Annotated in this window: 23 protein-coding genes and 1 pseudogene; 15 read left to right on the forward strand and 9 right to left on the reverse strand. The window is 46.5% G+C overall.

Annotated features, from left to right (window positions below):
- Positions 1-83 precede the first annotated feature (83 nt).
- Entirely contained in the window at positions 84-620 is a 537-nt protein-coding gene (locus tag AC2TDN_RS01775; RefSeq protein ID WP_484686824.1) for a hypothetical protein, read from the forward strand.
- 61 nt (positions 621-681) lie between these two features.
- Here the strand turns inward: AC2TDN_RS01775 and AC2TDN_RS01780 are convergent, their stop codons facing one another.
- Positions 682-966 (reverse strand): hypothetical protein, encoded by a 285-nt coding sequence (locus AC2TDN_RS01780; protein WP_482065003.1) that lies wholly within the window; start codon positions 964-966, stop codon positions 682-684.
- Between the two features lie 181 nt (positions 967-1,147).
- Here AC2TDN_RS01780 and AC2TDN_RS01785 point away from each other — a divergent pair, with 181 nt between their 5' ends.
- The 4 genes and pseudogenes from AC2TDN_RS01785 to AC2TDN_RS01800 all read left to right on the forward strand — a co-directional run bounded on the left by AC2TDN_RS01785 (position 1,148) and on the right by AC2TDN_RS01800 (position 4,192).
- On the forward strand, positions 1,148-1,441 hold the full coding sequence (locus tag AC2TDN_RS01785; protein ID WP_484686825.1) for a hypothetical protein: 294 nt from the start codon (positions 1,148-1,150) through the stop codon (positions 1,439-1,441).
- A gap of 13 nt (positions 1,442-1,454) precedes the next feature.
- Positions 1,455-1,913, forward strand: a complete 459-nt coding sequence (locus AC2TDN_RS01790) for a type II toxin-antitoxin system VapC family toxin (protein WP_482065001.1) — start codon at positions 1,455-1,457, stop codon at positions 1,911-1,913.
- A 377-nt stretch (positions 1,914-2,290) separates the two neighbouring features.
- Positions 2,291-2,464 (forward strand): annotated as a pseudogene (locus AC2TDN_RS01795) (S-layer homology domain-containing protein); the annotation flags it as partial.
- A gap of 30 nt (positions 2,465-2,494) precedes the next feature.
- Positions 2,495-4,192: an Ig-like domain-containing domain gene (locus AC2TDN_RS01800; RefSeq protein ID WP_484686944.1), complete on the forward strand. Its 1,698-nt coding sequence runs from the start codon at positions 2,495-2,497 to the stop codon at positions 4,190-4,192.
- Positions 4,193-4,290: 98 nt separating this feature from the next.
- Here the strand turns inward: AC2TDN_RS01800 and AC2TDN_RS01805 are convergent, their stop codons facing one another.
- Positions 4,291-5,400, reverse strand: coding sequence for an N-acetylmuramoyl-L-alanine amidase family protein (locus AC2TDN_RS01805; protein WP_484686826.1), 1,110 nt, complete (start codon positions 5,398-5,400; stop codon positions 4,291-4,293).
- Between the two features lie 277 nt (positions 5,401-5,677).
- On the opposite strand from AC2TDN_RS01805, the gene AC2TDN_RS01810 reads away from it, so the two are divergent.
- Entirely contained in the window at positions 5,678-6,385 is a 708-nt protein-coding gene (locus AC2TDN_RS01810) for a DNA alkylation repair protein (RefSeq protein ID WP_484686827.1), read from the forward strand.
- 40 nt (positions 6,386-6,425) lie between these two features.
- On the opposite strand, the gene AC2TDN_RS01815 is transcribed toward AC2TDN_RS01810, so the two are convergent.
- Positions 6,426-6,590: a hypothetical protein gene (locus AC2TDN_RS01815; RefSeq protein ID WP_482064998.1), complete on the reverse strand. Its 165-nt coding sequence runs from the start codon at positions 6,588-6,590 to the stop codon at positions 6,426-6,428.
- A 110-nt stretch (positions 6,591-6,700) separates the two neighbouring features.
- Here AC2TDN_RS01815 and AC2TDN_RS01820 point away from each other — a divergent pair, with 110 nt between their 5' ends.
- From AC2TDN_RS01820 to AC2TDN_RS01830, 3 genes are all read left to right on the forward strand, one after another.
- Positions 6,701-7,258, forward strand: coding sequence for a TetR/AcrR family transcriptional regulator (locus AC2TDN_RS01820; protein WP_482064997.1), 558 nt, complete (start codon positions 6,701-6,703; stop codon positions 7,256-7,258).
- A 143-nt stretch (positions 7,259-7,401) separates the two neighbouring features.
- Positions 7,402-8,583: an MFS transporter gene (locus AC2TDN_RS01825; protein ID WP_484686828.1), complete on the forward strand. Its 1,182-nt coding sequence runs from the start codon at positions 7,402-7,404 to the stop codon at positions 8,581-8,583.
- Between the two features lie 135 nt (positions 8,584-8,718).
- Positions 8,719-10,020, forward strand: a complete 1,302-nt coding sequence (locus tag AC2TDN_RS01830; RefSeq protein WP_482064995.1) for an MFS transporter — start codon at positions 8,719-8,721, stop codon at positions 10,018-10,020.
- Positions 10,021-10,247: 227 nt separating this feature from the next.
- Here AC2TDN_RS01830 and AC2TDN_RS01835 read toward each other — a convergent pair whose 3' ends face one another.
- Together AC2TDN_RS01835 and AC2TDN_RS01840 are read right to left on the reverse strand one after the other, a co-directional pair.
- Positions 10,248-11,195 carry a hypothetical protein gene (locus AC2TDN_RS01835; protein ID WP_484686829.1) on the reverse strand — a complete coding sequence of 316 codons (948 nt, stop codon included), beginning with the start codon at positions 11,193-11,195 and terminating at the stop codon, positions 10,248-10,250.
- A 954-nt stretch (positions 11,196-12,149) separates the two neighbouring features.
- Complete coding sequence (locus AC2TDN_RS01840) at positions 12,150-12,701, reverse strand: hypothetical protein (protein WP_484686830.1); 552 nt, start codon at positions 12,699-12,701, stop codon at positions 12,150-12,152.
- An 88-nt stretch (positions 12,702-12,789) separates the two neighbouring features.
- Between AC2TDN_RS01840 and rbsK the strand changes: the two genes are divergently transcribed.
- The 3 genes from rbsK to AC2TDN_RS01855 all read left to right on the forward strand — a co-directional run bounded on the left by rbsK (position 12,790) and on the right by AC2TDN_RS01855 (position 15,091).
- Complete coding sequence (gene rbsK / locus AC2TDN_RS01845) at positions 12,790-13,713, forward strand: ribokinase (protein WP_484686945.1); 924 nt, start codon at positions 12,790-12,792, stop codon at positions 13,711-13,713.
- A gap of 86 nt (positions 13,714-13,799) precedes the next feature.
- On the forward strand, positions 13,800-14,510 hold the full coding sequence (locus AC2TDN_RS01850) for an MBL fold metallo-hydrolase (protein ID WP_484686831.1): 711 nt from the start codon (positions 13,800-13,802) through the stop codon (positions 14,508-14,510).
- 17 nt (positions 14,511-14,527) lie between these two features.
- Positions 14,528-15,091, forward strand: a complete 564-nt coding sequence (locus tag AC2TDN_RS01855) for a TetR/AcrR family transcriptional regulator (protein ID WP_482064992.1) — start codon at positions 14,528-14,530, stop codon at positions 15,089-15,091.
- A 265-nt stretch (positions 15,092-15,356) separates the two neighbouring features.
- Here AC2TDN_RS01855 and AC2TDN_RS01860 read toward each other — a convergent pair whose 3' ends face one another.
- A complete protein-coding gene (locus AC2TDN_RS01860; protein WP_484686832.1) occupies positions 15,357-16,247 on the reverse strand; it encodes an ROK family protein in 891 nt (296 codons plus the stop codon).
- 255 nt (positions 16,248-16,502) lie between these two features.
- Between AC2TDN_RS01860 and AC2TDN_RS01865 the strand changes: the two genes are divergently transcribed.
- Positions 16,503-17,741, forward strand: coding sequence for an MFS transporter (locus tag AC2TDN_RS01865; RefSeq protein WP_484686833.1), 1,239 nt, complete (start codon positions 16,503-16,505; stop codon positions 17,739-17,741).
- 492 nt (positions 17,742-18,233) lie between these two features.
- On the opposite strand, the gene AC2TDN_RS01870 is transcribed toward AC2TDN_RS01865, so the two are convergent.
- From AC2TDN_RS01870 to AC2TDN_RS01880, 3 genes are all read right to left on the reverse strand, one after another.
- The gene (locus AC2TDN_RS01870; protein WP_482064989.1) at positions 18,234-19,133 is read right to left on the reverse strand and encodes an ArsR/SmtB family transcription factor; all 900 of its coding nucleotides are present in this window, start codon (positions 19,131-19,133) and stop codon (positions 18,234-18,236) included.
- 219 nt (positions 19,134-19,352) lie between these two features.
- Positions 19,353-19,580 (reverse strand): 3-dehydroquinate dehydratase, encoded by a 228-nt coding sequence (locus AC2TDN_RS01875; protein ID WP_482064988.1) that lies wholly within the window; start codon positions 19,578-19,580, stop codon positions 19,353-19,355.
- 142 nt (positions 19,581-19,722) lie between these two features.
- On the reverse strand, positions 19,723-20,634 hold the full coding sequence (locus AC2TDN_RS01880) for an AraC family transcriptional regulator (RefSeq protein WP_482064987.1): 912 nt from the start codon (positions 20,632-20,634) through the stop codon (positions 19,723-19,725).
- Positions 20,635-20,804: 170 nt separating this feature from the next.
- Between AC2TDN_RS01880 and yicI the strand changes: the two genes are divergently transcribed.
- On the forward strand, positions 20,805-23,126 hold the full coding sequence (gene yicI / locus AC2TDN_RS01885) for an alpha-xylosidase (RefSeq protein WP_484686834.1): 2,322 nt from the start codon (positions 20,805-20,807) through the stop codon (positions 23,124-23,126).
- Between the two features lie 206 nt (positions 23,127-23,332).
- Positions 23,333-24,103 carry a sugar phosphate isomerase/epimerase family protein gene (locus AC2TDN_RS01890; RefSeq protein WP_484686835.1) on the forward strand — a complete coding sequence of 257 codons (771 nt, stop codon included), beginning with the start codon at positions 23,333-23,335 and terminating at the stop codon, positions 24,101-24,103.
- The last annotated feature ends 17 nt before the right edge of the window (positions 24,104-24,120 follow it).

The following is a 24,120-nucleotide window of genomic DNA, read 5'->3' on the forward strand; positions in this document are numbered from 1 at the left end:
TTAGAAACAAAAGGGGGAATACAAGCGTCTAGTAATTGGAAATATTATCATAATAGATGGTTTCTGTATAAGGAGAATATAGTATGCGTATTTCTTTAATGAATAGACTCTCGACGTGTGTAGGAACTTTTATAAAACGAACTTTTATTATAGCGGCGACGTATACGATGCTTTACTTTTTAACCTATATGCTTGCTGGATTCAGTTACTCTGCGCTAGTTAATGCTCCCGCAGATCAAAGCAGGTCAATCTCTTGGCTTTATTATGGAATCATGTTTACAATCATCCCTTATCTAGGTTCAGTGGCTATTACTTTAGCGGAACTAAACCGACAGAAGCAGTTTTCAAAAAAACATATTTTTTTGTTAATACATACTTTTTTAGTAACGCAAGCAGTGGATAAACTAGGCGTTACTTTGTTGGCAAATTTGATGGCTAAAGGTTTCCCATGGTATGGACACGAGTTTCCGTCCGCGGGCTTTGAATTATTGTGCGAAGAGCTACCCTTTTACTGTTCCGGCTACGTTAAACCTTATCTTGCTATTAACACAGTTGGTAGTATGATTGTTTTTACAATAGCTTATGTTGCTTACAGATTTAAAATTAAAGTATTAAAGTAGCTCACCTGTGGCCCTTCCTAGGTTACGCAAACGGGAGAACTCCAGATTTTTCTATTGACGTTTAAGGAGTCTTCAGGACTTCAACAGACTTTACTTTTATTAGCTTGGGATCCCAGATATCATCATTAGATAAACTGTATAAAGTGAATTTTACAGATTGACCAACCTGTAATTTTTTGTAGTCTTTATACTCGATTTCTGTGACGTCATTGATGTAAACATAACCCTTCTTTTCATCAATTGATGTGATTTTCCCCGAAAGTGTAAATTCCTCTCCTTTGCTATGACTGCAACCAGATATCACTATGCTGATACAAATCAGTACTGCATATAAATATTTATTCAATGTGAGCCATCCCCTTACTTTCTCTATTAGACTCTTCCAACTCCAAAAATGTTTCCAATTTACCCAAGACGCTCATCACCTTGCTAGAAGCCAGAAGCTAACTTTCCACCCGACACTACCCCCTTAAATCGACAAAATTAGACGAATTAATATAAAAGCTATGCATAAGGAGTGAATCACGATGGTGAATAATTACAAACGCTTTATCGAAAAAGCGAAGTCTACCGCTTCCGAATTCATTTCCTCAAGAAGTGAAGTACAAGAAGAAGAAGGTACTATAGAAATCAATCCGCAATATTATGATGAGCTAAAAGCAATCGCCGATATGCAGCATACGACCGTGCAAGAAATCGTCAATGGAATCATTGTCCAATACCTGGCAAGCGCCCCATACGAATCAACCCCAATCTCAGTGGATCAAAAGGAAGATAACCCACTTCTGTATTTGGATGGTATTTGCAAACTAGAGGATTAAGGAGTGCTTACATATGGATAACTACTTGAACATACAGGAAACTATTTTTCTGGATGAAACGGCTTTAGCCGCCTTAATGAACCCTGAAGACCCCCGCTATTTGAAAGCCCGTTCCCTGTTTTTGGATTTGCATGATCTTGAACGTAATTATGTGACTACCAACTCCATTATATTTGATCTTCACGTATGGCTTCGCAATGAATACAGCTATCAGCAGGCGGAATATTTTCTGAATGCAATTGATAAGGCAGTGAGCAAAGGGAAGCTGGAGATCATCTCCAGCGGCCCCGAATTTGAGAGGGAATCGCGCAGACTGCTTATGGACAGGCCCGAGCTCCGTTTCTCGCTCAGCGAAGCATTAACTGCTGTGTCCATGTCCTATTATCAGGTAAAACGCATCTTTACTTTCAACCGCAATTACATGATGCTTGCCAATTTGGATAAGGATATTCGAATCATTCCATCCCATTAAAGACTTCGGCTGTATTTATTTTGTTGATATAAGCTCGCGGCGGATTTACGGAAGTTTGCTCGAATCGAGACTAGTTTTGGATGAGACAGCCTTCGACAGAAACATTTTCCTCCGTGGCGTCGTTAAAGAGGGTATATTCGCTGGTCCGCATCCGCTTACGGTCTTTTCTTTTTCCGCGGTTCCAGCAGAAATTCTATAGGAGGACTGCAAAGATGAGGAAAATCGCATTGGCATTGCTCGCGTTATCGTTGCTCCTTGGATTGGCCGTCCCGGCAGCGGGAGCGGCGACGCTCACAACGGAGGAGAAGTTCCAAGTGCTGAAGCGGCAAGGAATTATGACCGGTTTCGAGGACGGCTCGTCCCGCCTGAACGAATCAATGTCCCGCGAACAATTCGCTACCGTGCTCTACAAGCTGCTCGAATTGCCTCGTTCCAATTCCACGCCTGGCTTCGTGGACGTGCTGAAGACGCGCTGGTCGTTCGCGGCTGTCCAAGCGGTGCGAAGCGCGGGCATCATGATCGGTAAAGGGGGTAACCGATTCGAGCCGAAAACCCCGGTGAAGGTCGAAGAATTGGCCACCGTGCTGGTGAAGGTCAACAACGTCCCTGCCAGCCCGAACGTCGGCTTCGTTGGCAAAGTATCGGCCTGGGCGAAGGTTGCGGTCGGAACCGCTCTTAGCAAAGGCTGGATCACCCCTCGGAACGACTACACGGTCCACGCCACGCGAGGCGTGCTCGTAGAAGCTGTCTACGCGGTCTATACGGGCTGGGATAGTGTGCTGGACGTGAAGTCGATCGAAGGACTGAACGTCCAGACGGTGCGAGTGAACCTGAAGGCGAAGACCGACTCGGCGGATATCGGACGATTCTCTCTGCGTGACGATCTTGGCAACGTCGTGCCGATCATTCTCGCGACGGTCGGCGGAGACGGGATGTCAATATTGCTCACGACGAGCAACCAGCTCGAGAACCGCAAGCATTACTTAACCATCGATGGAAAAGCTTGGGATTTCTCTTCGACGAGATCGGACTTGGTGAAGCCTGCGATAACCGGATTCGACCGGGTAACGGCTCGCGCATATATCCTGACATTCTCTGAGCCGGTTGAAAACAAGACGGCTACGAGTCCCGCGAACTACTCGTTTTCCGGCAATCTGAAGCTAACGAATCTGCAACTCTCTTCGGATAAGAGACAGGTCACGTTCTCCACGTCGAATCAGTCGGATAACACCAGGTACTGGCTGACTGTTAAGAACGTCAAAGATCTCTCCGGCAACGTGATGGACACGCGATCGGATTTGTCCATCATCGGCAACGACGACGCGGTAAAGCCGACGATCATCGATTCGGAATTTAAGGTGAATACGGATGCGTCATTGACTGTCAAATTCAGCGAGAAGGTAAATCGGGATATTGCCGTACAGACTGGACGGTACACCATTGGCGGCTTGACGATCATATCAGCGAGCCTGGACAACGAGGGACGCACCGTCACGCTGCGGACTTCCGCCCAACAAGACAAGACCGTGTACAACCTTACCGTGTCGGGCATTCCCGACCTGGCTGGCAACGTGATGGATTCGAAATCGGGCCTTCTATTCGGAGGCATCTCCAATCCGATCCTTCCGGTTAAGCTTCAGAGTATAGCCGCGGTTAACGAGAACACCATCGAGATCACGTTCGACAGAGATATCAAGGACGCGGATGTCGGTTCCTTAGCTGTAACGATTCTTAAGGACAACGGCGCCAACGTTTCGATGTCCGGCTGGAGCAAATACGCTGTCCGCAAGCCGGGAACGAATAGGGTCATTGCCGTCCAATTCCGCACGGGAACTGATCCGAATCCGGGTTTGTTCCATCCTGGCCACGTGTACACGGCGAGGGTAAATGGCGTGTCGTCACTCATCTCGCAGGACGGCGCGAACGAATCCGCGTTCGCGGGAACCATTGTCGCCAACGAGGCTCCGTATGCGAACCAGGTTATCGTCTTGAGCCGGACGACGATTAAGGTCGTATTCAGCGAACCAGTGAAAAACGTCAACGAGCCGTTCTTCGTAATGAAGGAACAGGGAGGGGACGCCGTCGCTATCTCTCGCGACGAATTAAACAACACGGGTGCGGTCGTTACCGAGGTAACGCTGAAGCTGTCCAAGGACATGAAGCCGGGCCAGGTGTATGTACTCACGTTCAAACCGGGCATTACCGATGCGGCAGGCTACAACGGATGGAAGACGAAGAACGGCAACGAGGATATCAGCCTTCTTTTCACCGGCGTATAAGAAACTTAATCTATTGATCGTTTTGATGGCGAGACCCCTACAAGAAAAAACAGACCGCCCAAAGCGGGCGGTCTGCTCTTGTCCGATCAAATTTGCAGTTACCTGCTGAAGTAATCCTCCAGCCCTTTTGCAATTGCTTTGGCTGCTTTCTTCTGGTAGTCGGAGACGCGGACAATGGATTCATCCTTTGCGTTGGACAAGAAACCGAGCTCTACGAGTGTAGATACCCTATCATTTTCCCGCAAAACGTGAAGATTGCCAAAAGAAATCCCGTTGCTCTTCAAGCCGATGCCATCTGAAAGTCTGTTTTCTATCGCGCGGGCCAATGGTTGATCTTTCGTTTCCGAATAATAGAAGGTAAGTATGCCGGAAGTTTTTTTCTCCGAAGAATTATAATGGATGCTGACGAAAGCATCCGCCCCGGCGGATTCGCTTATTTTCACCCTGTCGGAAAGCTTGGGCCTCTCCTCATCCTTCGTTCTTGTCATGATGACGCGAGCTCCGCGGCTGCGAAGCTCATCCTCGAGGTAGGAGGAGGTGCTCAAATTAAGCTCTTTCTCTATCGTTTCATATTTCGTACCGATCATTCCAGGATCATCTCCGCCATGACCGGGGTCAATGACGATTACCTTCCCCTTAAGTCCATTCGATTTTCCCGAAGAAACCGCCGCTGTTTGTTTTGCGCCTTTCACGATATAACGATCGGATACCCAGCCGATTTGCCCATCCGGAGTCTGGATCCGAACCCATCCTTCCTGGTTGTCCATTATCGTAACAGCCTCACCCTTTGTTAGGCCTCCTAGAACCTTATAGTTCAATCCGGCGCCAGCCCTGATCCGCAGCGAATCCGCGAGCACAGTCGCCCGGGTGGTTTCAGAACTCTTTTGCACAATGCCATCTTGATCTGTCGCCGATGCCGTTACGACACTGCCATCGACCTTCTTCAAATAATGACCTGCCGTCCAGCCGGAGACCCGGTCCGACTTGATGCGCAGCCAGCCGTGTTCTTCACTCGAAACGGTGACCAACTCGCGATTCTTCAAAGCACCTACGATCGACGATTCAAGTGAAGGCTCACTGCGGACATTCAATGAGTCGGTGTATACCCTGGCTGTATAATTACCACTTGCTGCCGCTTGGTTTGGTATATAACCGGAAATACTAATCAACCCACAGATCAAAATGATCACGTATACATTTTTTTTCATACAAGTCTCCTTTAGTATTCTTAGGCTATGTAGGTCTACTATTATACCAGCAATTACTAGATTCATGCAGTCTTATATATGTTTAATTGCCTGCATTCTCCATGTGTCGTCAAAAACTAGAGTCATGGCCATAAGTCAGAGTCTGACACTAGTAAAATAGCTGTTTTATACGGATTAAACCGTATGACAAGGAGACAAATGCAGTACACTATGGCTGTCCAGTATGTGTTTATGATAAAATTGGTGAAATCCTTCATGAATAAGGAAGTGTTAAACAATGAATTCCGAGATGGTTATGCAGGAGCTTGAAGCTCTCGGCAAAGAACGTACCAAGAAAATATACGTATCCAATGGCGCGCACGAACCGCTTTTTGGTGTGGCTACAGGCGCAATGAAACCTATCGCCAAGAAAATTAAAAAAAACCAACCTTTGGCGGAGCAGCTTTACGCAAGCGGAAATTACGATGCCATGTACTTTGCCGGTATAATTGCAGACCCAAAAGCAATGACCGATGATGATTTTAACCGTTGGATAGATTCGGCTTATTTTTATATGCTATCCGACTATGTAGTGGCTGTAACCTTGGCAGAAACAGATATTGCACAAGAAGTTTCCGATAAATGGATCGCAAGCGGCGAAGAACTGAGAATGTCAGCAGGCTGGAGTTGTTACTGCTGGCTTTTGGGTAGTCGACCGGACGGCGAATTTTCCGAAAGCAAACTTGCCAATATGCTTGAAATCGTGCAAAATACGATTCACGATTCTCCCGAACGAACAAAATATGCAATGAATAGTTTTCTTTACACCGTGGGGGTATCCTATTCGCCTCTCCATGATAAGGCTGTCGAGACCGCAAAAGCAGTTGGTCAAGTAGAAGTCAAACGGGACAAGACAAAAAGCAAGTTTCTACACGCTTCCGAAACTATTCAGAAGGCGGTAGATAAAGGGCAACTTGGTTTCAAACGCAATTATGTAAGGTGTTAATGATTACGTGACGAACATGCAAAACGATGTGCATAACATCTCATTTTGTGCGTATGTAAAAGGAGCAGCCGATTGGCTGCTCCTTTTCACTTGCCGCTTGGGCGATTCTGGCATGCAGCGAATATTTAGCTATGATGCCATGGTCACGCCAGACGTTGACCTTTTGATTAAGCACCTTGTAATATGAGCCGGTGCTGACCATCACTCTTCCATCGCCTCTGTGAGCTCCGCGACCTCTTCCTGACTGAGAATATTGTCCACCTGAACGAACTGCTCTTCTTGACAACTTATCAACTAGTAAGTTAGTATTTGTTTATGGAAAACAGAAAAACACAAATTCTTGACCTGTCGCTGGATCTGATCCGCGAAAAAGGTTATGTTGCAATTAGTTATGACCATATATCTAAGCAATTAGGTGTGACAAAGGCAAGCATTCATTACCATTTCGAAAAGAAGGAGGATTTAGCGGTTGCTTTAACGGATAGGATCCATCAGACTTTGCATACATTAATGTTGTCCGTGAATAACGCTTCAATATCCGTCGAAGAGAAAATAAAAAGATTAATGACTAAACAATTAAAGCTAGGGAATAAAGGCATTTGTCCAATATCTTCGCTTCAAACGGACTTTGAATCCCTTCCGGAAGTCGTTCAAGTAAAAGTCCAAGAACTAAGCCGGTTTGAATTGACGATTTGGATGGAACTCCTAACAGAAGCGCAAAAAGAAGGGGTAGTTAAAAGTTCCGTTGACGTTGAATCTTTAGCCTATGCCGTCTTGTCATGCATTAAAGGTAGCTTGCAGTACAAACGCGTGTTAGAAAAGGACATATTATCTAAAATTACTGACCAAATAGATAGGTTAATTAGAAGTTAAATTTTTTTGAAGGAAACTTACCAACTAGTAAGTAAGTATATTGAAGTTTGTATTTCTTCCAGTTTCATCTAATTACAAGATAAACATTTGAACTTTGAGATTACCTACTAGGAGGTAATCTCAAATTAGAAAGAGGAGATTTTATGAAAAGAATGCTTTGGGTTGTTCTTATGATGTCCTGCGGAGCTACGTTTATTTCCTCATTATTCCCTTTATATGGGGAGCATTATCGGCTGAGCAGTCTGGAAATCACGATCTTGTTTGCCGTTTATGCCGCTATCCTGCTGCCGACCTTGCTTGTCGTTGGGGCCAGAGGGAACGCCTGGGGATTGAAAAGAGTGCTTCGCATCAGTATTTGGATTTCTATTGCTTCGACATTGATCTTTTTAATGAGTATTAACGTTTGGATGCTCTATGCTGCAAGGATTTTGGAAGGCATTGCATATGGAGCTTTTACAGGTACTGCTAGCGCTTTTTTATTAAAACAAACCTCTCAAAATAAAGTGGGTATGGCAATTAAGTTATCAGGAGTAATAGTAAACATCGGTTTTGGCTTGGGCCCAGCTATTTCAGGCTTAATCGTGCAATATGTTCATTTTATGCCGCTTCGGCTGCCATATTGGTTTCTGCTCGTCATGTTAGTAAGTTCCTTGGTCGTTCTGGAAATATTACCGAAGAATGAAGATTCCCAAGCGCAGAAGCCAACAGATAAAACTAAAATTTCGCTAGGTGTTCCAGACCATATTCGTACCCATTTTTGGTCATTTATCGGACTTCCAATCTTTACTGTTTTTACGTTAGGCGGAATTGTATTTTCTCTAATTCCTTCATTTGCAAAGAACGTTATTCACACCGACAATCTTTCTATTTCCGGGTTGTTAATTCTGGTCCTTCTAGGCGGGGGAGCTTTGATGCAGTTCTTCCCTTGGCCGCGTAATCCCGTTACTCGGATGCGTATTGGAATCCTCTTCCTTGCCACTGGATCGTGGGTCATCGTTTTTTCTGGTCAGACAGCGAGTTTATTTTTGCTCTGGGCTGGTATAATTATTCAAGCAATTGGCGCCGGATGGACTTTTCAAGTTTCTTTAAGGTTTGCCAGCCAGTTGCCGAAGCCGGAAGAACGTCCGCGAGTCATTTCGGCATTTTATATATGCGCTTACTCCGGATTCATTGTTCCTCCTGTTGGAGTCGGAGTGCTAACTCAATTTTTCAATTTGAACTTCTCGTTGATTTTTCTAAATTTGTTTGCTGCACTAATCGTTATCTATGTATTAATTTATTCAGTCAAATTTAATCGTTATTATTCGAAAATTACATCAAAATAGTTTTACCGATATTTTTAACAGTAGATACTTTGCGCTTGGCGAACCCGGTGTATTGTAAATTTTTTGTTCTTTGCTCCCGGAAGTCCCCATTTCCTATACAATAAGAGCATTCGGTTCATTCAGGAGGCCAAGTTTATGAGGTCATTTTCGAAGGAAGAAAAAAGCTGGATGTGGTACGACTGGGGCCATTCCGCCTACTCCATCATCATTTCGACGGCCATCTTTCCGCTCTTCTACAAAGCGGCGGCAGAGGACGCTGGCATTAGCGCCACAAATTCTACGGCTTACCTGGGATATACGATTGCGATTTCAACGTTTATCCTTGCCCTGTTAGGCCCGATCTTGGGCACGATTGCGGATTACCAAGGGTTCAAAAAAACGTTTTTCGCAGGCTTCAGCTTGCTCGGCATCGTCGCCACTGCGCTGCTCACGTTTATTCCGAACGACAGTTGGGAGCTGCTGCTCCTCTGTTATATGTTCATCGCGATCGGTTCGGCGGGCTCCAATGTGTTCTACGATGCCTTCCTCGTGGACGTCACTAACGACGAACGAATGAACAAAGTGTCTGCCCGCGGATTTGCGATTGGATATATAGGGAGCACGATTCCTTTTATCATAAGCATCGCGATCATTCTTCTTGCTAAGCAAGAGGTTCTGCCGATCTCCGTCACGGCGGCGAGCCAAATCGCGTTCTTCATTACGGCCCTCTGGTGGGGCGTCTTCACCCTGCCCATGCTCCGCAACGTACGACAGAAGCATTACTTGAACCGCGAGCCTCGCATCGTTGCTAACAGCTTCAAGCGTCTCTACGAGACATTAAAGCAAATCAAGCAGCATCGTGCGATTTTCTTATTCTTGCTCGCTTATTTCTTTTACATCGACGGCGTAGGGACAATCATTACGATGTCCACAGCCTATGGGACCGATCTGGGCATCGAATCGACCGACCTGCTCATCATATTGTTTGTCACGCAAGTCGTAGCTGCTCCGTTCGCGATGTTGTACGGGCGTCTGGCAGATCGGTTCTCGGGAAAAATCATGCTGTACGTCGGCATCTGCGTCTATATCATCGTATGTATCTACGCGTATTTCATGAAATCGGCGTTCGATTTCTGGGTGCTTGCGATGCTGGTCGCCACTTCGCAAGGCGGCATCCAGGCGCTGAGCCGGTCTTACTTCGCACGGATGGTGCCTAAGGAGAACGCCAATCGATTTTTCGGGTTTTATAATATTTTCGACAAGTTCGCTTCGGTTCTAGGCCCCCTTCTCGTCGGCGTAACCGCGCAGCTCACCGGCAACACGAGCATGGGCGTGTTCAGTCTCGTCATCCTGTTCATCGCAGGCATAGTCATTCTCACGCGAGTGCCGGAGCCGGGTAGAGGGCAGGCGGTCGGCTTAACAGGCAGACATGAAGACAAGACGAGCGGGTTGAACTAATCAACGAGGCACCGTGCTGAAATTTACGATAGCGGATAACGTTAGTTCAATAACGGAAGGACTGCCGAGAGGCAGTCCTTCGCTGCGCAATGGGACTTGAACGTTGAATAGCACTCTTGAACGTTGAATAGCACTCTTGAAGGGCTTTAGCTTTTACAAGAAAGCTAAGCCCAGTGAAGACAATAAGAGAAAGAATGCTTTGGTTGACGTCTTTATTTTAAATGCTGTTATGGGCCGAGCAATTCATTTAATTGTGACTGTAATTGCAACCTAAGTTCCTCTACGATCGAAAAATTTGTTGATGCTGCATAGATGGTCTTCATTTGAGAATCGATGGCTTCAGCCAACGCCAAATAGGAGGTAGCCTCTTTCATTTTCGCTGAATAGCGTTCTTTAATAGCGGCTAATTCAGCTGCATATGCTTCATCGATGCCGGGAGACATGGTAAGCGCATACATATCCAAGATTTCATCTCCGTCACGATTAGGAAAGTATTCATGAGGGGCGGTGCTGTCGAAGATAGCTGTGCTGAGCTCCGGGAAAATTAACATATCAAGACTATTGGGATCAAAGCCGCAATGATACACTTGAACTTCGATTCCATTCTTTTCGGCAGCGGCAGCAAGTTTTTTTAGCAGTGTCGATTTTCCGGAACCGGGTCTTCCTTTGATGAAAATCCGTCTCTCCAACTCAGCGGTCAAGCTTTGAATAAAATCAAATGCGCCCTTTGGTGTGGCAGCTCCAAAAAACAAGTGACGCCCAATTGTTGGTGTGTCGTTTTCGTAGCCAGTGTAAATTTGTTGAATCAAATTCTGCGCAATCTGGTCTGCCTTAATGAAATCCATGCTCTCGATATAATATTTTTCCCATTCATCATGAATCCGCAATGCACTTAAGAACGATCCGTATGCTTTTGCATAGGCATCAACAAGCTTACCGTTAAGGTCCTCGATTGTTCCTAGATGCTCTAGAAAAATACGGCTATTGTCAAGCGCCTCCCCGAAGTTGATAAAAATGATTTTACTCGGCTCATTTTCCGGGATTCCTTCGCAGACTCGCCTATCAACAACGCCAACCTTCAATTCTGTTGCAATGATGCCGTCCAATTCGTCGGGACGAAGAGGGGAATGGAAGCATTGCACATGCTGGCCTTTATCCAGCAGGCTATTCGCCAAGCTGCGAATGACTGTCGATTTCCCCGTACCAGGGGGACCCGTAAGGACGAATAACTTATTCAGTCCATGAAAGGCTGAATGATACAAAAAATGAGCTCCGTGCGCAGTATTGCCGCGGGCAAAGTAGTGGGATGATTTTTCGCTCAACCTGAAACACTCCTTTGTGCCTATTCTTAATTCGCAAAATTTACTGGTTCCGCGAAGTTGGTCAGAATAAGCTTGCGTGGGATAAATGCCTATGCTTCTGTATATTCCAAGTAGTGCTTAGAGGTGTTTCTTCGCTAGCAGTCGATAGAAGGGAAGAGCAATAATTATTGACTATAATTAATGATTACTCCCAGAACCAATTGAAAATCAAGTATGATGGAAAATAATATCTTTACAGAGGTGTGGTATTAGGTATGTGCTTCCATGAAATTATCGAGTCATACAACGAAGAGAACATCCCCTTCTCAGGTGCGGTAAATGGATAAAATCATGTGACTCGGCATGCTCGTTAAGGAAAAGGCGAGTGCTGCTTCCTTTTTCCAATAACAGCAGCGGATACTCGCCAATATTTTCAAGCCGAACGCCTGTGTTAATGGAAAAGTGGAACACATGAATTTGTAAAGAGCGGACAGGAGAACCGTTATCTCCATTTAAACGAGGTTAAAATTGGTTTTTGAGTGATTAGCGGAACCTGAGTCCGCGAACGCCACAATAATCGTTGAATTCGAAAAATAACGGATCCTCTGTCCGCTGAAGCTCTCATTTCCACCACCGCCCTCATGCCTGATTAGTTATAATCGAAGATTTTGGAAGGCCTATCACTTAGAAGCGACTCTTCCGCTTGCTCATCATTTACCCCATTTGGCTGGGATCGATAGCTCAAAATAGAAAGATGGCAGCACAGGAATGACCCCTGCACCGCCATCTTTTCACTTTTGTTCAAAGCGAGCTAGTTCCCTAGCGAGTTTAGTCCTTTTGAGACAGCCCCTTATTCTTGCGCGGCCATAGCGTAAAGCTGAAGCTAATAAGAAAATCAATGCCGAGCACGAGTGACCAGAGACGAAGCATATGAAATAAAGCTTCCGTTCGCGCTGCATCTCCAACCATCCTAATCATGCCGTACAAAATGATGGAACCGATTGCCCATGCAAGAAGTTGATGCAGCCATCCATTCCGTTCATATCGGGCATGCTCTGCGCCGAATTTCGGCTTCCCAGCAGGGGCGGGACCGCCAGCGAAGCGATGAGCGAATCGCTCATCGGCCCATTTGATCATCCGATGCCCAAAGGCGATGGAAACGCCTATATAGACAGCTGCCAGACTGTGGGCGAACGTAGCTTCAGCACCGCCGCGCAGATCATAGACGGTTGCGATAACGAGCGCCAGATCGATAAGAGGAGTAGCTAATAGGAATAAGGTGCCTAGCAGCTTTAATTTGAAAATATAGCGGAATAATAGTCCGGCAAGCACAAATACCCAAAAACCAATTTCACAGCCAATGATAAAAGCGGTAATCATGTCAATATCTTCTCCTTCTGTTAAAATAGTTTCATGCTTGAAACATTACGAATGGGATAACACGAACATGGAAGGGATTGAATGATTGATGAAAAAATTGCTTGTCGTTGGAAGCATCAATATGGATATCGTCAGCAATGTGAGAAACTTCCCGTTGCCGGGAGAAACGATACCTAGTACGGCTACTTCTTTTTTTCCAGGCGGCAAGGGTGCCAATCAAGCGGTTGCGGCAGCTCGGGCTGGCGGCAAATGCGCTATGGTCGGCGCCGTAGGCGAGGATCCTTTTGCAGAGACGCTAATTAATGCCTTGCAAAATAATGGAATTGCCACAGATCAAGTATTACGGAAAAAAGGCACTTCAGGTTTCGCCATTATTACGGTAAACGAAGAAGGCGAGAACCATATTATTTTGTCAGAGGGGTCAAACGGACAGCTTACGGCGGATGATGCGGCAGCAGGCGCGGGGAATTGGACAGATGTGTATGCGGTGCTGCTTCAAAATGAGATCCCATGGGAGACGAATGTATCCATGATGGGCAGCGCAAGCAGCAGCGGCGTCAAAGTATTTTATAACCCTGCTCCCGCAAGGCCTATTCCAGAGCATGTATTCCCTCTTATACATACCCTTATTATTAATGAAACAGAGGCAGCAGTCATCTCTGGCTTGGCGGTAAGCGATATTTCCTCTGCCAAGGAGGCTGCGGTGTGGGTTCTGGATAAGGGGACAAACAGTGTCATAATTACACTTGGCGAGAAGGGCTGCTTTTATCAAAATGAACAGGGTGAATCAGCGGCGATTCCAGCCTTCCGAGTAAAGCCGGTTGATACGACTGCAGCAGGCGATACATTCTTTGGCGCCTATACGGCAGCAAGCGCAGATGGCTTGCCTGTTGAGCAAGCTTTATCCTTTGCCGCTGCTGCGGCAGCACTCGCGGTTACGAAGGCCGGCGCTCAATCATCTATTCCTGACAAGGCGGAAATTGAAGCTTTTCTCCTAAACGAAAACAAATAATTGAATTTGGGCTTGCAAAAACTAATGCCATTAGTTTATTATAAAACTAACGGTATTAGTTTTTTAATTTGAGGGGGCCGATTAGGATGAGAATGACTCGTGAGAAAACGGTGGTACAGCTGACATATTTGCCAAATGTGTTTCCGGTTAATTGCTACTTGGTTGAGGAAGAGGATGGCTTAACGCTTGTGGATGCAGCGCTGCCTAACAACATCAAAGCTATTCTTCAAGCAGCTGATCAGCTAGGTAAGCCCATTAATCGAATTGTGCTGACGCATGCTCATGATGACCATATCGGCGCCCTCGATGGATTAAAGGAGCGGCTTCCAGCAGCCCAGGTGTTCATATCCAAAAGGGATGCGAAGCTGCTAGAGGGAGATCGTTCGCTTGAGCCGGGCGAGCCGAGCACTCCGATTCGCGGCGGCGTACCGAAGAAGGTTCGCACGAAGCCGGATGTTCTGCTGCAGGACGGTGATCGTGTTGGCTCCTTGCTCGCGGTTGCTGCGCCAGGGCATACGCCGGGCTCAATGGCATTTCTGGATACGAGAAACGACATTTTGATCGTTGGCGATGCCTTCCAAACACGCGCTGGCGTGGCGGTATCCGGACAGCTGAAGCTGTTGTTTCCTTTTCCCGCAATGGCGACTTGGGATAAACGAACAAGTCTAGTAACAGCGCGTCGATTAAGGGATTTGAAGCCTTCGCTGCTCGCGGCCGGACATGGCAACATGGTGCTGCAGCCGCAGCGTCTGATTGAGAAAGCGATTCAAGCGGCGGAACGGTCTTTGGCAAAATAGAAAAGGGGGGATTCGCCTTGTCACCTAGAAGAGGGCTGGATTTGGTCACCATCGTGGAAGAGGCAGCGGCAATTGCGGATGAGCATGGCATAGAAGAAGTGACGCTTGCATCGCTTGCTCAGAAGCTTGGCGTTCGTTCTCCTTCATTATACAACCACGTGAGCGGCTTGAATGGATTACGTATTCAGCTTGCCGTATACGGCTTGAAGAAACTGACTGCTGCTATTAGTGAAGCGCTAAATGATAAAATCGGCGATGAGGCCGTACATGCGATAGCTGCGGCATATATCGCTTTTGCAAGGAAGCACCCGGGCCTATATGATCTGACTTTGCGCTCGCCGGATGCCGATGAGGCTGAATATGCTGCTGCCGGACAGCATCTGGTTGACCTATTAGTGCAGACGCTAAGCTATTATAAGCTTGATCGCGATCAGTCCATACACATCGTGCGGGGATTGCGAAGCTTTATGCACGGCTTTGCTTCTATTGAGCAGAAGGGCGGCTTTGGGATGCCTTATGCCATTGATGAAAGCTTGAAAACAACAATCCAAACTTATTTGAACGGTCTTCGTCAGAGCTAGTATTAAAAGTGCATTAAAAGTGAGGAAGATCCACTCTACAACACAGCGCAATTGCAACTGATCGCGGGCAGTCGCGCGGGAATAAGTCTATTTTCTAGACTGATTTCAGCGGATGGGGCTAGTTTGGTGAAAATAGATCTACATTGTAGATCAATTTCCCGCTGGGGCGGCGCGCAAAAGTCAGCAGCTGTTAATGATCGCAACAAGCTATAAGAAAGGGCAGTCCTTTAAGGTATAGCAACCTTGAAGAACAGCCCTATTTTTACTAGTACGTTTGCTGAATCAGCGCGGCTGCGCCGATTAATCCTGCATCCTGCTGCAGCAGTGCTGGAACGATGGCAGCTTGTCTGCCGGAAGGGTTAAGCGCATTTTTGGATACATAATCCCGTACCGCTGCAAAAAGCGGTTCGCCGACCTGCGAAACGCCGCCGCCGATGACGATTTTGTTCGGATCGAGTATATTGATGAGTGATACGCAGCCCATGCCGATTGAAGTAAACACGCGGTTCACAAGCTCGGACATTTGCGGATCGCCTTGCGCCGCCAGCTCAAAGGCTTCTTTGGAAGAAACGTCACGGCCGAGCAGCTCCGTCGCTTGACGGGCAACGGCTGTTCCTGAAGCTACCACTTCCCATGGCGTACCGGCTTGATCCACGAGCATGAAGCCCGCGTCGCCCGCATTGCCTGTTGAACCGGTTAGCAGCTTGCCGTGCATGAAGATGCCGGCGCCAATTCCTGTGCTTATCGTAATGAAGATGAAATGATCCGAATCCTGCGCAGCCCCGATCCATTTCTCAGCAAGCGCAGCTGCAGTTGCGTCGTTCTCCATTTTGATAGGAAGAGGCAAATGTGCTTTAAGCGCTTCTACGACGGGGAAGCCCCACCAGCTCTTTAAGTTTGGCGGGCAGGTAAGCTCGCCTTTTTGCGTATTGAGCGGGCCAGGAGCACCTACGCCAACACCTTTTACTGTCTCAATCGACAGTCCGTTTTGCTCGGCTAGCTGCTTGACCTCGTCGGCGACTCTCGCAAGCATCTCGTCCGGCCCGACTGAAAGGTCGGTTTTGAGCGAGCCTTTGGCAATAACCGAGCCCTGCTCGTCTACAAATCCAAATGCTATTTTTGTGCCGCCAATATCAATTCCTAGTGCTATACTCACGTAGTACCCTCCAATTAATATGAAAAATGGCTTTAACCGTTTGAGAAAAAGTCTATCATACTACCGGAGTATTAGGAAGAACCGTAAGCAGGAACGCTAGGCGAAAGAAGCAAAATCTCCTTCCAACTAATGCTGTACAATTGGAGAGGAGTGTAGTAATATCCAATCAAATGAAGTGCAAGTGAGGATCCTTTGCGGTGCAAAGGGTCCTCTAAAGCGTTTTCACAAACAAAAAAGAAGAAGGTAGCTGCCCACATGAAACCCGAGGCTAAAGCAAGCTCGCGCATTTTAAAATTCGGAATGCCAATGAGCGTTAATGTATGGCGAAACGCCCGCATCGATCTAGGCGCATCCTGTTTATTCAGCTTATTTAATGTCGTACTGAATCAATTCTACATTGCATTTGCGATTCAGCAGGGCGCAACTAATTTTCAAGTGGGCTTGTTATCGGCTGCACCAGCAGTTGGTCTATTGTTTTCACCCTATTGGGCGAATTGGATCGAGAAAGCGAATAATCCACGTCCTTTCGTCATTATACCGAATGCGATCGGAAGGCTGCTTCTGCTGCTGCCTGCTTTTTTTGCTTATCCATCCGTATATGTGATCGCGGCGCTTCTATTTCAATTGTTGATGGGCATTCAGGCTCCTGCGTATGCCGCGCTAGTGTCGCGAATGTATCCTTCCGACTTGCGGGGCAGATTGATGGGCTACGTGCGTGTAGCGATGGGGATCATCATGATTCCGCTCGCTTACATTGTCGGAAGCTGGTCGGATGCGTTTGGCCCTTCGGGTCCGCTTATAGCGGCTTCTATTACAGGCTTGCTGTCAATAGGTTTATTTAATACGATAAAGCTGCCAGACAAAAAGGCGGAAGCAAAGCCAGCTGTTCTGAAAAAGGGCGGTTTTCCACTGCATGAGCAATGGAAGCTTATTAAAGAAAATCGAACGCTTGCTGTTTTTTTAGCGGCTACTACGTTTTCAGGCTTTGGCAATATGCTAGCAAATCCTCTCTATCAAATTATTCAGGTCGCTGTGCTAGAGCTGACCAACGTGCAAATTGGTTATGCTCGGGTCGCTTATTTTACAGCGCTGCTGCTTACCTTTTGGATTGCGGGCTGGATGATCGATCGGATCGATATTAAATATACGCTGCTTTGCGGTATTGCTGCGTATGCAGTCGTGCCGATGCTCTACGGATTATGGGGCAGCTACGCTGCAGTCATTACAGGAAATGCGATTCAAGGAATCGGGGAAGCGATTTGGGATATCGGCATATTGGCATTTGTGTTCCGGTTAGCGCCGGGCCGGGAGGCGATGGTGTTCGGGATTCATTTGATGCTGTTCGGTGTTCGCGGTACACTTGGGCCTATCCTCAGTGCGTCGCTCTCAACTAGCGTATCCTTGTCGGTTTTATTAATAATAGCTTCTATTTGCGGTTGGTTCGGCACGATTCTATTTCTATCGGGCAACTGGAAGCGGCGCTCGCTTAGCTAGCATTCTTTATCTTCGATTGACGGGCAGACGATAACGCTCTACACGTCAGCTATTTCAAGTTTTTTTTGTAAAAATCAGGTTTAGATGGATTTTCTCCCGTTAATATTTCGCTTTTGACCCTATTTCGGTGAAAGTGCTCAGATTAACGGGAGTTTTTCCAGCTAAAGGAACGAACTGAACGTCTTATTAGGAAAATAGATGGAACTTTTCCTGTTAACTCCACAAAAACGTAAATGATTTGAGATAGCCTTTTATTTCAAACTTACGGATTAGAAAAATGAGCGCTGGAATAAGCGAAAAAGCCTGTAAAAAGTAACTTTAAGGAGCTCAGGGCTCTTAGCTAACTGGTAAAAAAATTCATAGTTAGGAACAAGTAAACGAGCAGAATTGGGATGTTCCCATTCCGTGCGAACACTTTTGGGACAGCTCCTTTATTGTTATAAATGAGACGAACCGCCATAAGGTTTATACTGTTTTATCAAGCCTTAAACATTAATAAGCGATATAAACCTGTATATCCTGATCATAATTGCCGAATTGCTTGCCGAACATGCTTAATCCTCCGCTATGGGTAGCCGTTTCCGGTGCGCTTATGCGGAATCTGATATCTTCACCGTATTCAACCGCAAGATCCATTACGGTCCGGTCAGACATCCGAATGCCGTCGATGTAGGAGCCCTCAGAGTCGATAGTGATCTGCTTAAGCAAGCCATGCTGCGTTCCGAGCTCCCACCAAGCCGGGGTGTATACGCCCTTTACCGCTCCAAAGTCGCCTGGACAAGTCCATACACCTAAGCATACATCATTCAAATAAAAAGAAAGGTCAGATGGCCAATTTTCATTGTAATGCGGTGCTTCTGAGCAAATCTCAAGCGAGATTGAAATGCTTCTGACGACTTGTTTGCCGACCAAATAATTGGGGATACGGTATTCAATATAGCCGCTGCCGAACCAGAGATGGCATGCTTTCATACGCTCGGGATCAGAGAAGTAGCGCGGGTCGTCAACCATACCGATTATTTTTGTGTCTGACGACAATCCGCAGGTCGGCTTTACCTCATAAGAGGAGTATTGGCCAATCGGAATCGATACGGCATAACGATTTTGATCCTTTTTCTCCTTCACGCGGAATTGCAGCGTAGCGGAATCGAGCGTCAAGTGGCAAATTTTTTGGCGGCCTCTCGTGCTTGGGACGCTCTCGGTCGTAACAATTAAAGCCTCCTCGAGCTTCTGAATATGCTTGGTTACGATAGCCGATGAGATGCCGAGCGCTTCTGCCAAATCCTTTATGTTCATGGGCTTGATATTCAACAGCTCAATGATTTTGATTCTTGTATCCGATGAAAAGCATTCAAGAAATTTGATATTATGGCTCGTAACCTCGATATTCATGGAAAGGCTCCTCATTCCGTTCGTTTTGCCTCTATTATATAATCTGCAAGTTAAGCACACAACTTTAAAGTTCACTATTAACGTTAAAACAAATAGGGTGCTCCGTAGGATCTGAGAAGATCCTACGGGGCACCCTATTTAGAAAGCTTTTCACCGCGAATTATTCATAATGCCTTAAGCAGACGAAAGTCATATCGCTAGTTTTAGTCGAAGACCGTTTTAGTAAAGAGAAATAGTTAGCGTGTCGCGCTCAAAATAAGAATGAAGCGTTGCCTCGCTGCCTACAATTTCTACGCTGATCAAAGATTTAATACATGTTTTTAAAGCGTTTTTGCCTGTAGTCAGCTTGCGGTTAAGCACTGCGGTCAGCTTCTCAATCGCTTGCTTATTCGTATCGGTTAAATAGACAGGTATCGATTTATTTTGGAATATCAGCATTGTTTTCATAGTATGGACCTCCATCCCGCGAAGGATTTTTTTTTATAAGTGTAACTGACAATTATTAAATAATTCTTAAAATTCGGTGAGTATTTGGTTACAAAGCTGTAACTTTTGTCAAAAAGTCATCTAAATGCGGCTTATTTGCTCATCATATTCGTCGTTCCGGCGCTTCGAGCTGTTTTTTGCGGAACTGCGAAGGTGTACATTTCATCAATTTGCGAAATACTTTAACGAAGTAACTAATGTGATCGAATCCGACATCAAGTGCTACCGCCGATATTTTGAGCTCGGGCCTGAGCAGCAGCTCGGTCGCTTGCCTTATCCGATAAGCATTCAAATATTCGATTGGCGTCTGTCTGGTCATCGTCTTGAAGAAACGGCAAAATTGTCCCTCGCTCATCGGAATCTGATCGGCGATTTCTGCGATTCGGATGGGTCTGTGAAAGTTTTGCTGCATATACACGATGGCTTTCTTCAGTCTGTCGATCTTAGTTGTGTCTGCCGTGCTCGTCTCGCTGCGATTGCAGCAGGCACCTACAGCTGCGATTTCGTGAAGCATCAAATAGAAGCGACCCTTCACCGCGGTCTCAAGACCGGGCGGCTGGCTTTCGTAAACGCTCATGATGCTTTGCAAATGATGAAGCAGCGCGCGTTCCCAATCCGACTTTGGCTGAATATGTCTCGGGAACGTTCGTTTCTTGTCCTGAAGCGGTGAAATATAGCGTTCTTGCACAGCATCGTAACTTGCACTTGCAAGCAAATGCGTATCGAATACGATTGCGCAAAACGAACATGCTTTATCGCCAAGAGCATGTCCAGCGTGAATATCTCCTCCATCAATATAGACGGCCTCGCCTGCCCGGACAGGGAAATAATCGGTATCTACCTGAAAGAGTACTTCACCCTCAAGCACATAAAAAAATTCAGCTTCAGCATGCCAGTGGCAATCGAGAACGGGGACACCGGCTTCATGATGTTCAATCCAATAGGCTGCAAGCGGGAACATGTTGTCGCCATGAAGACGGTCTTCCTTTAAAGCATGACGTATTGTTTGATCCATTTTGCAAGTGCCTCCTATGTTTGATTCATGATGAATGGCTCCCAGAGAGGCATTTCGTCAGAATAGTGCTATAGATGAGCATGATTTTGTTAGATTAGTTCGATTAACTATCAGTATAATGCAATTATGCAGGAAAGCAAATAAACAAAACAGGAAGGTTGGTTCAGTCCATGAAATTTACAGACGGCAACTGGCTCATTCGTGATGAATACAAAGTATTAGGAGCGGTACAGGTACATGATTTTGAGCAAAATGAAGGCAAGCTGACGGCTTATGCATCTCCGCAGCCCATCGTAACGCGTTCAAATATGCTGGATACGATGCTGTTGACGGTTCACTTTCATTCTCCGCTGCCAGGCATCATCGGTGTTAAGCTCGTGCATAACGCAGGCGTCGTGGAACGCGGTCCGGTATTCGAGCTATCCTCGCAAACCGGCGATCATGTAGTTATTGAAGAAAACGAAAACGAGGCCGTTCTTACAAGCGGCAATCTAAGCGTTCATATACGTCAAGGCCCGGTATGGGCAGTCGATTTCTACCGCGGCGGCGAGCGCATTACGGGCAGCACGCAAAAATCGATGGCTTACATTAAAGAGAACAATGGCAATACGTTCATGCGCGAGGAACTGGATGTTGGTGTTGGCGAATGGGTTTATGGCCTAGGCGAGCGCTTTACGCCGTTCGTAAGAAACGGTCAAGTCGTCGATCTTTGGAACAAAGACGGAGGCACAAGCTCCGAGCAAGCTTACAAAAACGTACCTTTCTACATCACGAACAAGGGCTACGGCGTATTCGTCAATCATCCCGAGCTCGTATCGTTTGAGATCGCTTCGGAGAAAGTGAAAAAAGTACAGTTCAGCGTTACAGGCGAATCACTCGAATATTTCATTATCGACGGTCCTAGCATGAAGGATGTCCTTAACAAATATACCGATTTGACAGGCAAGCCGTCGCTGCCGCCGGCATGGACGTTTGGTCTATGGCTGACGACATCATTTACGACTAATTATGACGAAGCAACGGTTAATTCATTCGTTGACGGCATGGCAGAGCGCGACTTGCCGCTGCATGTATTCCACTTCGACTGCTTCTGGATGCGCGAATTCCACTGGACGGATTTCAAATGGGACGAGCGTGTATTCCCAGACCCAGTCGGCATGCTTGCACGCTTGAAAGCAAAAGGACTTAAAATTTGCGTATGGATCAATCCTTACATCGCGCAGCGCTCGCGCTTGTTCGAGGAAGGCAAGCAAAACGGCTATTTAGTGAAAAAACCAAACGGAGACGTATGGCAATGGGATTTGTGGCAGCCAGGCATGGCGCTAGTTGATTTCACGAACCCGGCTGCTTGCGAGTGGTATGCGAGCTATTTGCGTGAGCTAGTAGACATGGGCGTAGACAGCTTCAAAACCGATTTTGGCGAGCGTATCCCTACGGATGTTGTGTATTCAGATGGCTCAGATCCAATGAAAATGCATAACTATTACACGCAGCTTTATAATAAAGTTGTATTTGAAGTGCTGGAAGAGAAGCTTGGCAAAAACGAAGCGGCCTTGTTCGCCCGTTCCGCTACTGCCGGCGGCCAAAAATTCCCTGTTCACTGGGGCGGCGACTGCTATGCCGATTACGAGTCGATGGCAGAAAGTCTTCGCGGCGGCTTATCGCTCGGAATCTCTGGTTTTGGATTCTGGAGCCACGACATTGGCGGATTTGAAAATACGGCGCCTGATCATGTATTCAAGCGTTGGCTAGCCTTTGGCTTGCTGTCGAGCCACAGCCGCCTGCATGGAAGCAAATCGTACCGAGTGCCTTGGGCATATGATACCGAAGCGGTAGATGTAACGCGCTTCTTCACGAAGCTGAAATGCCGCATTATGCCATACTTGTTTAATACAGCTGTTCAAGCTACCGAGTTTGGCTTGCCTTCGATGCGCGCGATGGTGCTTGAATTCCCTGAAGATCCAACAAGTGAAATTCTTGATCGCCAATATATGCTGGGTGATTCTTTGCTTGTAGCTCCAATCTTTAATGAGCAAGGCCATGTCACTTATTATTTGCCAGCGGGCAAATGGACGCATCTGCTCTCCGGTGAAATCGTAGAGGGCGGATCATGGCGCAAAGAGAAATATGATTTCTTCAGCTTACCGTTATTTGTTCGTCCGAACTCGATTATTGCGCTTGGAGCAAATGATGTTCGTCCGGATTATGACTATGCCGACGGCGTGTTGCTAGAGCTTCATAATTTCGAGGACGGCAAGACGGCTGCAACGATGGTTCGCGATGTAAAAGGCGCAACTGAGCTTACGGTAACGGCAAGCCGTCAAGGCAGCGCGATTTCGATCAAAGTAGACGGCAGCGGCAAACCTTTCACGATTGCGCTGAAAGGTCTTGGAGATATCGTATCCGTAGAAGGCACGGAAGCCGAAATAAGCGGCAATAGTGCTAAGCTGTCTTCGGGTTCCAAGTCATTGGCATTTACGATTAACATCTAATGAACAAGAGCAGCTCAGTCACAGCCCTTTGTTGGTTAACTCTGAGCTGCTTCTCTTTTTTTAGCCCTTAAAATAGGCATTGACCAAAATCGCATAAGAAAAGACTAATAAAACAACTGTTTTTCACATGAAACTGACGATATAATGAAAGGCATAAAGCAAAATCAAATACATCAAAATAAAAAATATAAGGGAGTGCAGCTCACATGACAAGAATGAATATTGGCTTGCAGTTGTACACATTACGCGACGCTACAGCGCAGGATTTTGAAGGCACGCTTCGCAAGGTTGCCGCAATGGGCTATGAAGGCGTAGAATTTGCCGGCTACGGAGATATCAAGGCGGAAGCGATGCGCGACCTGCTGCAAGAGCTGAACCTGAAAGCAATCGGAAGCCACATCGGCTTGCATTTGCTTGAAGGAAACCTTGAAGAAGAAATCGCTTATCTTCAAACGATCGGTGCAAAATATGCGATTTGTCCTTGGCTTCCAGCTGACGCTCGCGATACGGAAGCATTTCGCGGCCATCTCGTAAAATTTGAAGAGTATGGAAAGCGTTTCCGTGAAGCGGGCATTACATTCGCATACCATAATCATGATTTCGAATTTGAAGTGGAAATTGATGGTCAAATCGTTTTTGACGCCATGTATGAGCGTATCGACCCGCAATACTTGCAGGTTGAAATGGATATCGGCTGGGTGCAGTATTCCGGTGTAGATCCGATTGCATATATTGCAAAATACGCAGGCCGTTTGCCGCTTCTCCACTTGAAGGATTTCCGCGGCGGCGAGAAAGGCCAGCAAATCGATACCGTTGAGCTTGGCCGCGGCGATTTGCCGTTATTGCCAATCATTGAAGCTGCTTCTAAAGCATCCGTTGAATGGCTTATCGTTGAGCAGGACACATGCGCAAATCCGCCGCTTGAAGCTGTGGCGGAAAGCATGGAATGGATGAAAACGAATTTTTTAAGCAAATAAACTAATTTAGAATAGAC

The sequence above is a fragment of the Paenibacillus sp. Y660 genome (assembly GCF_057221575.1).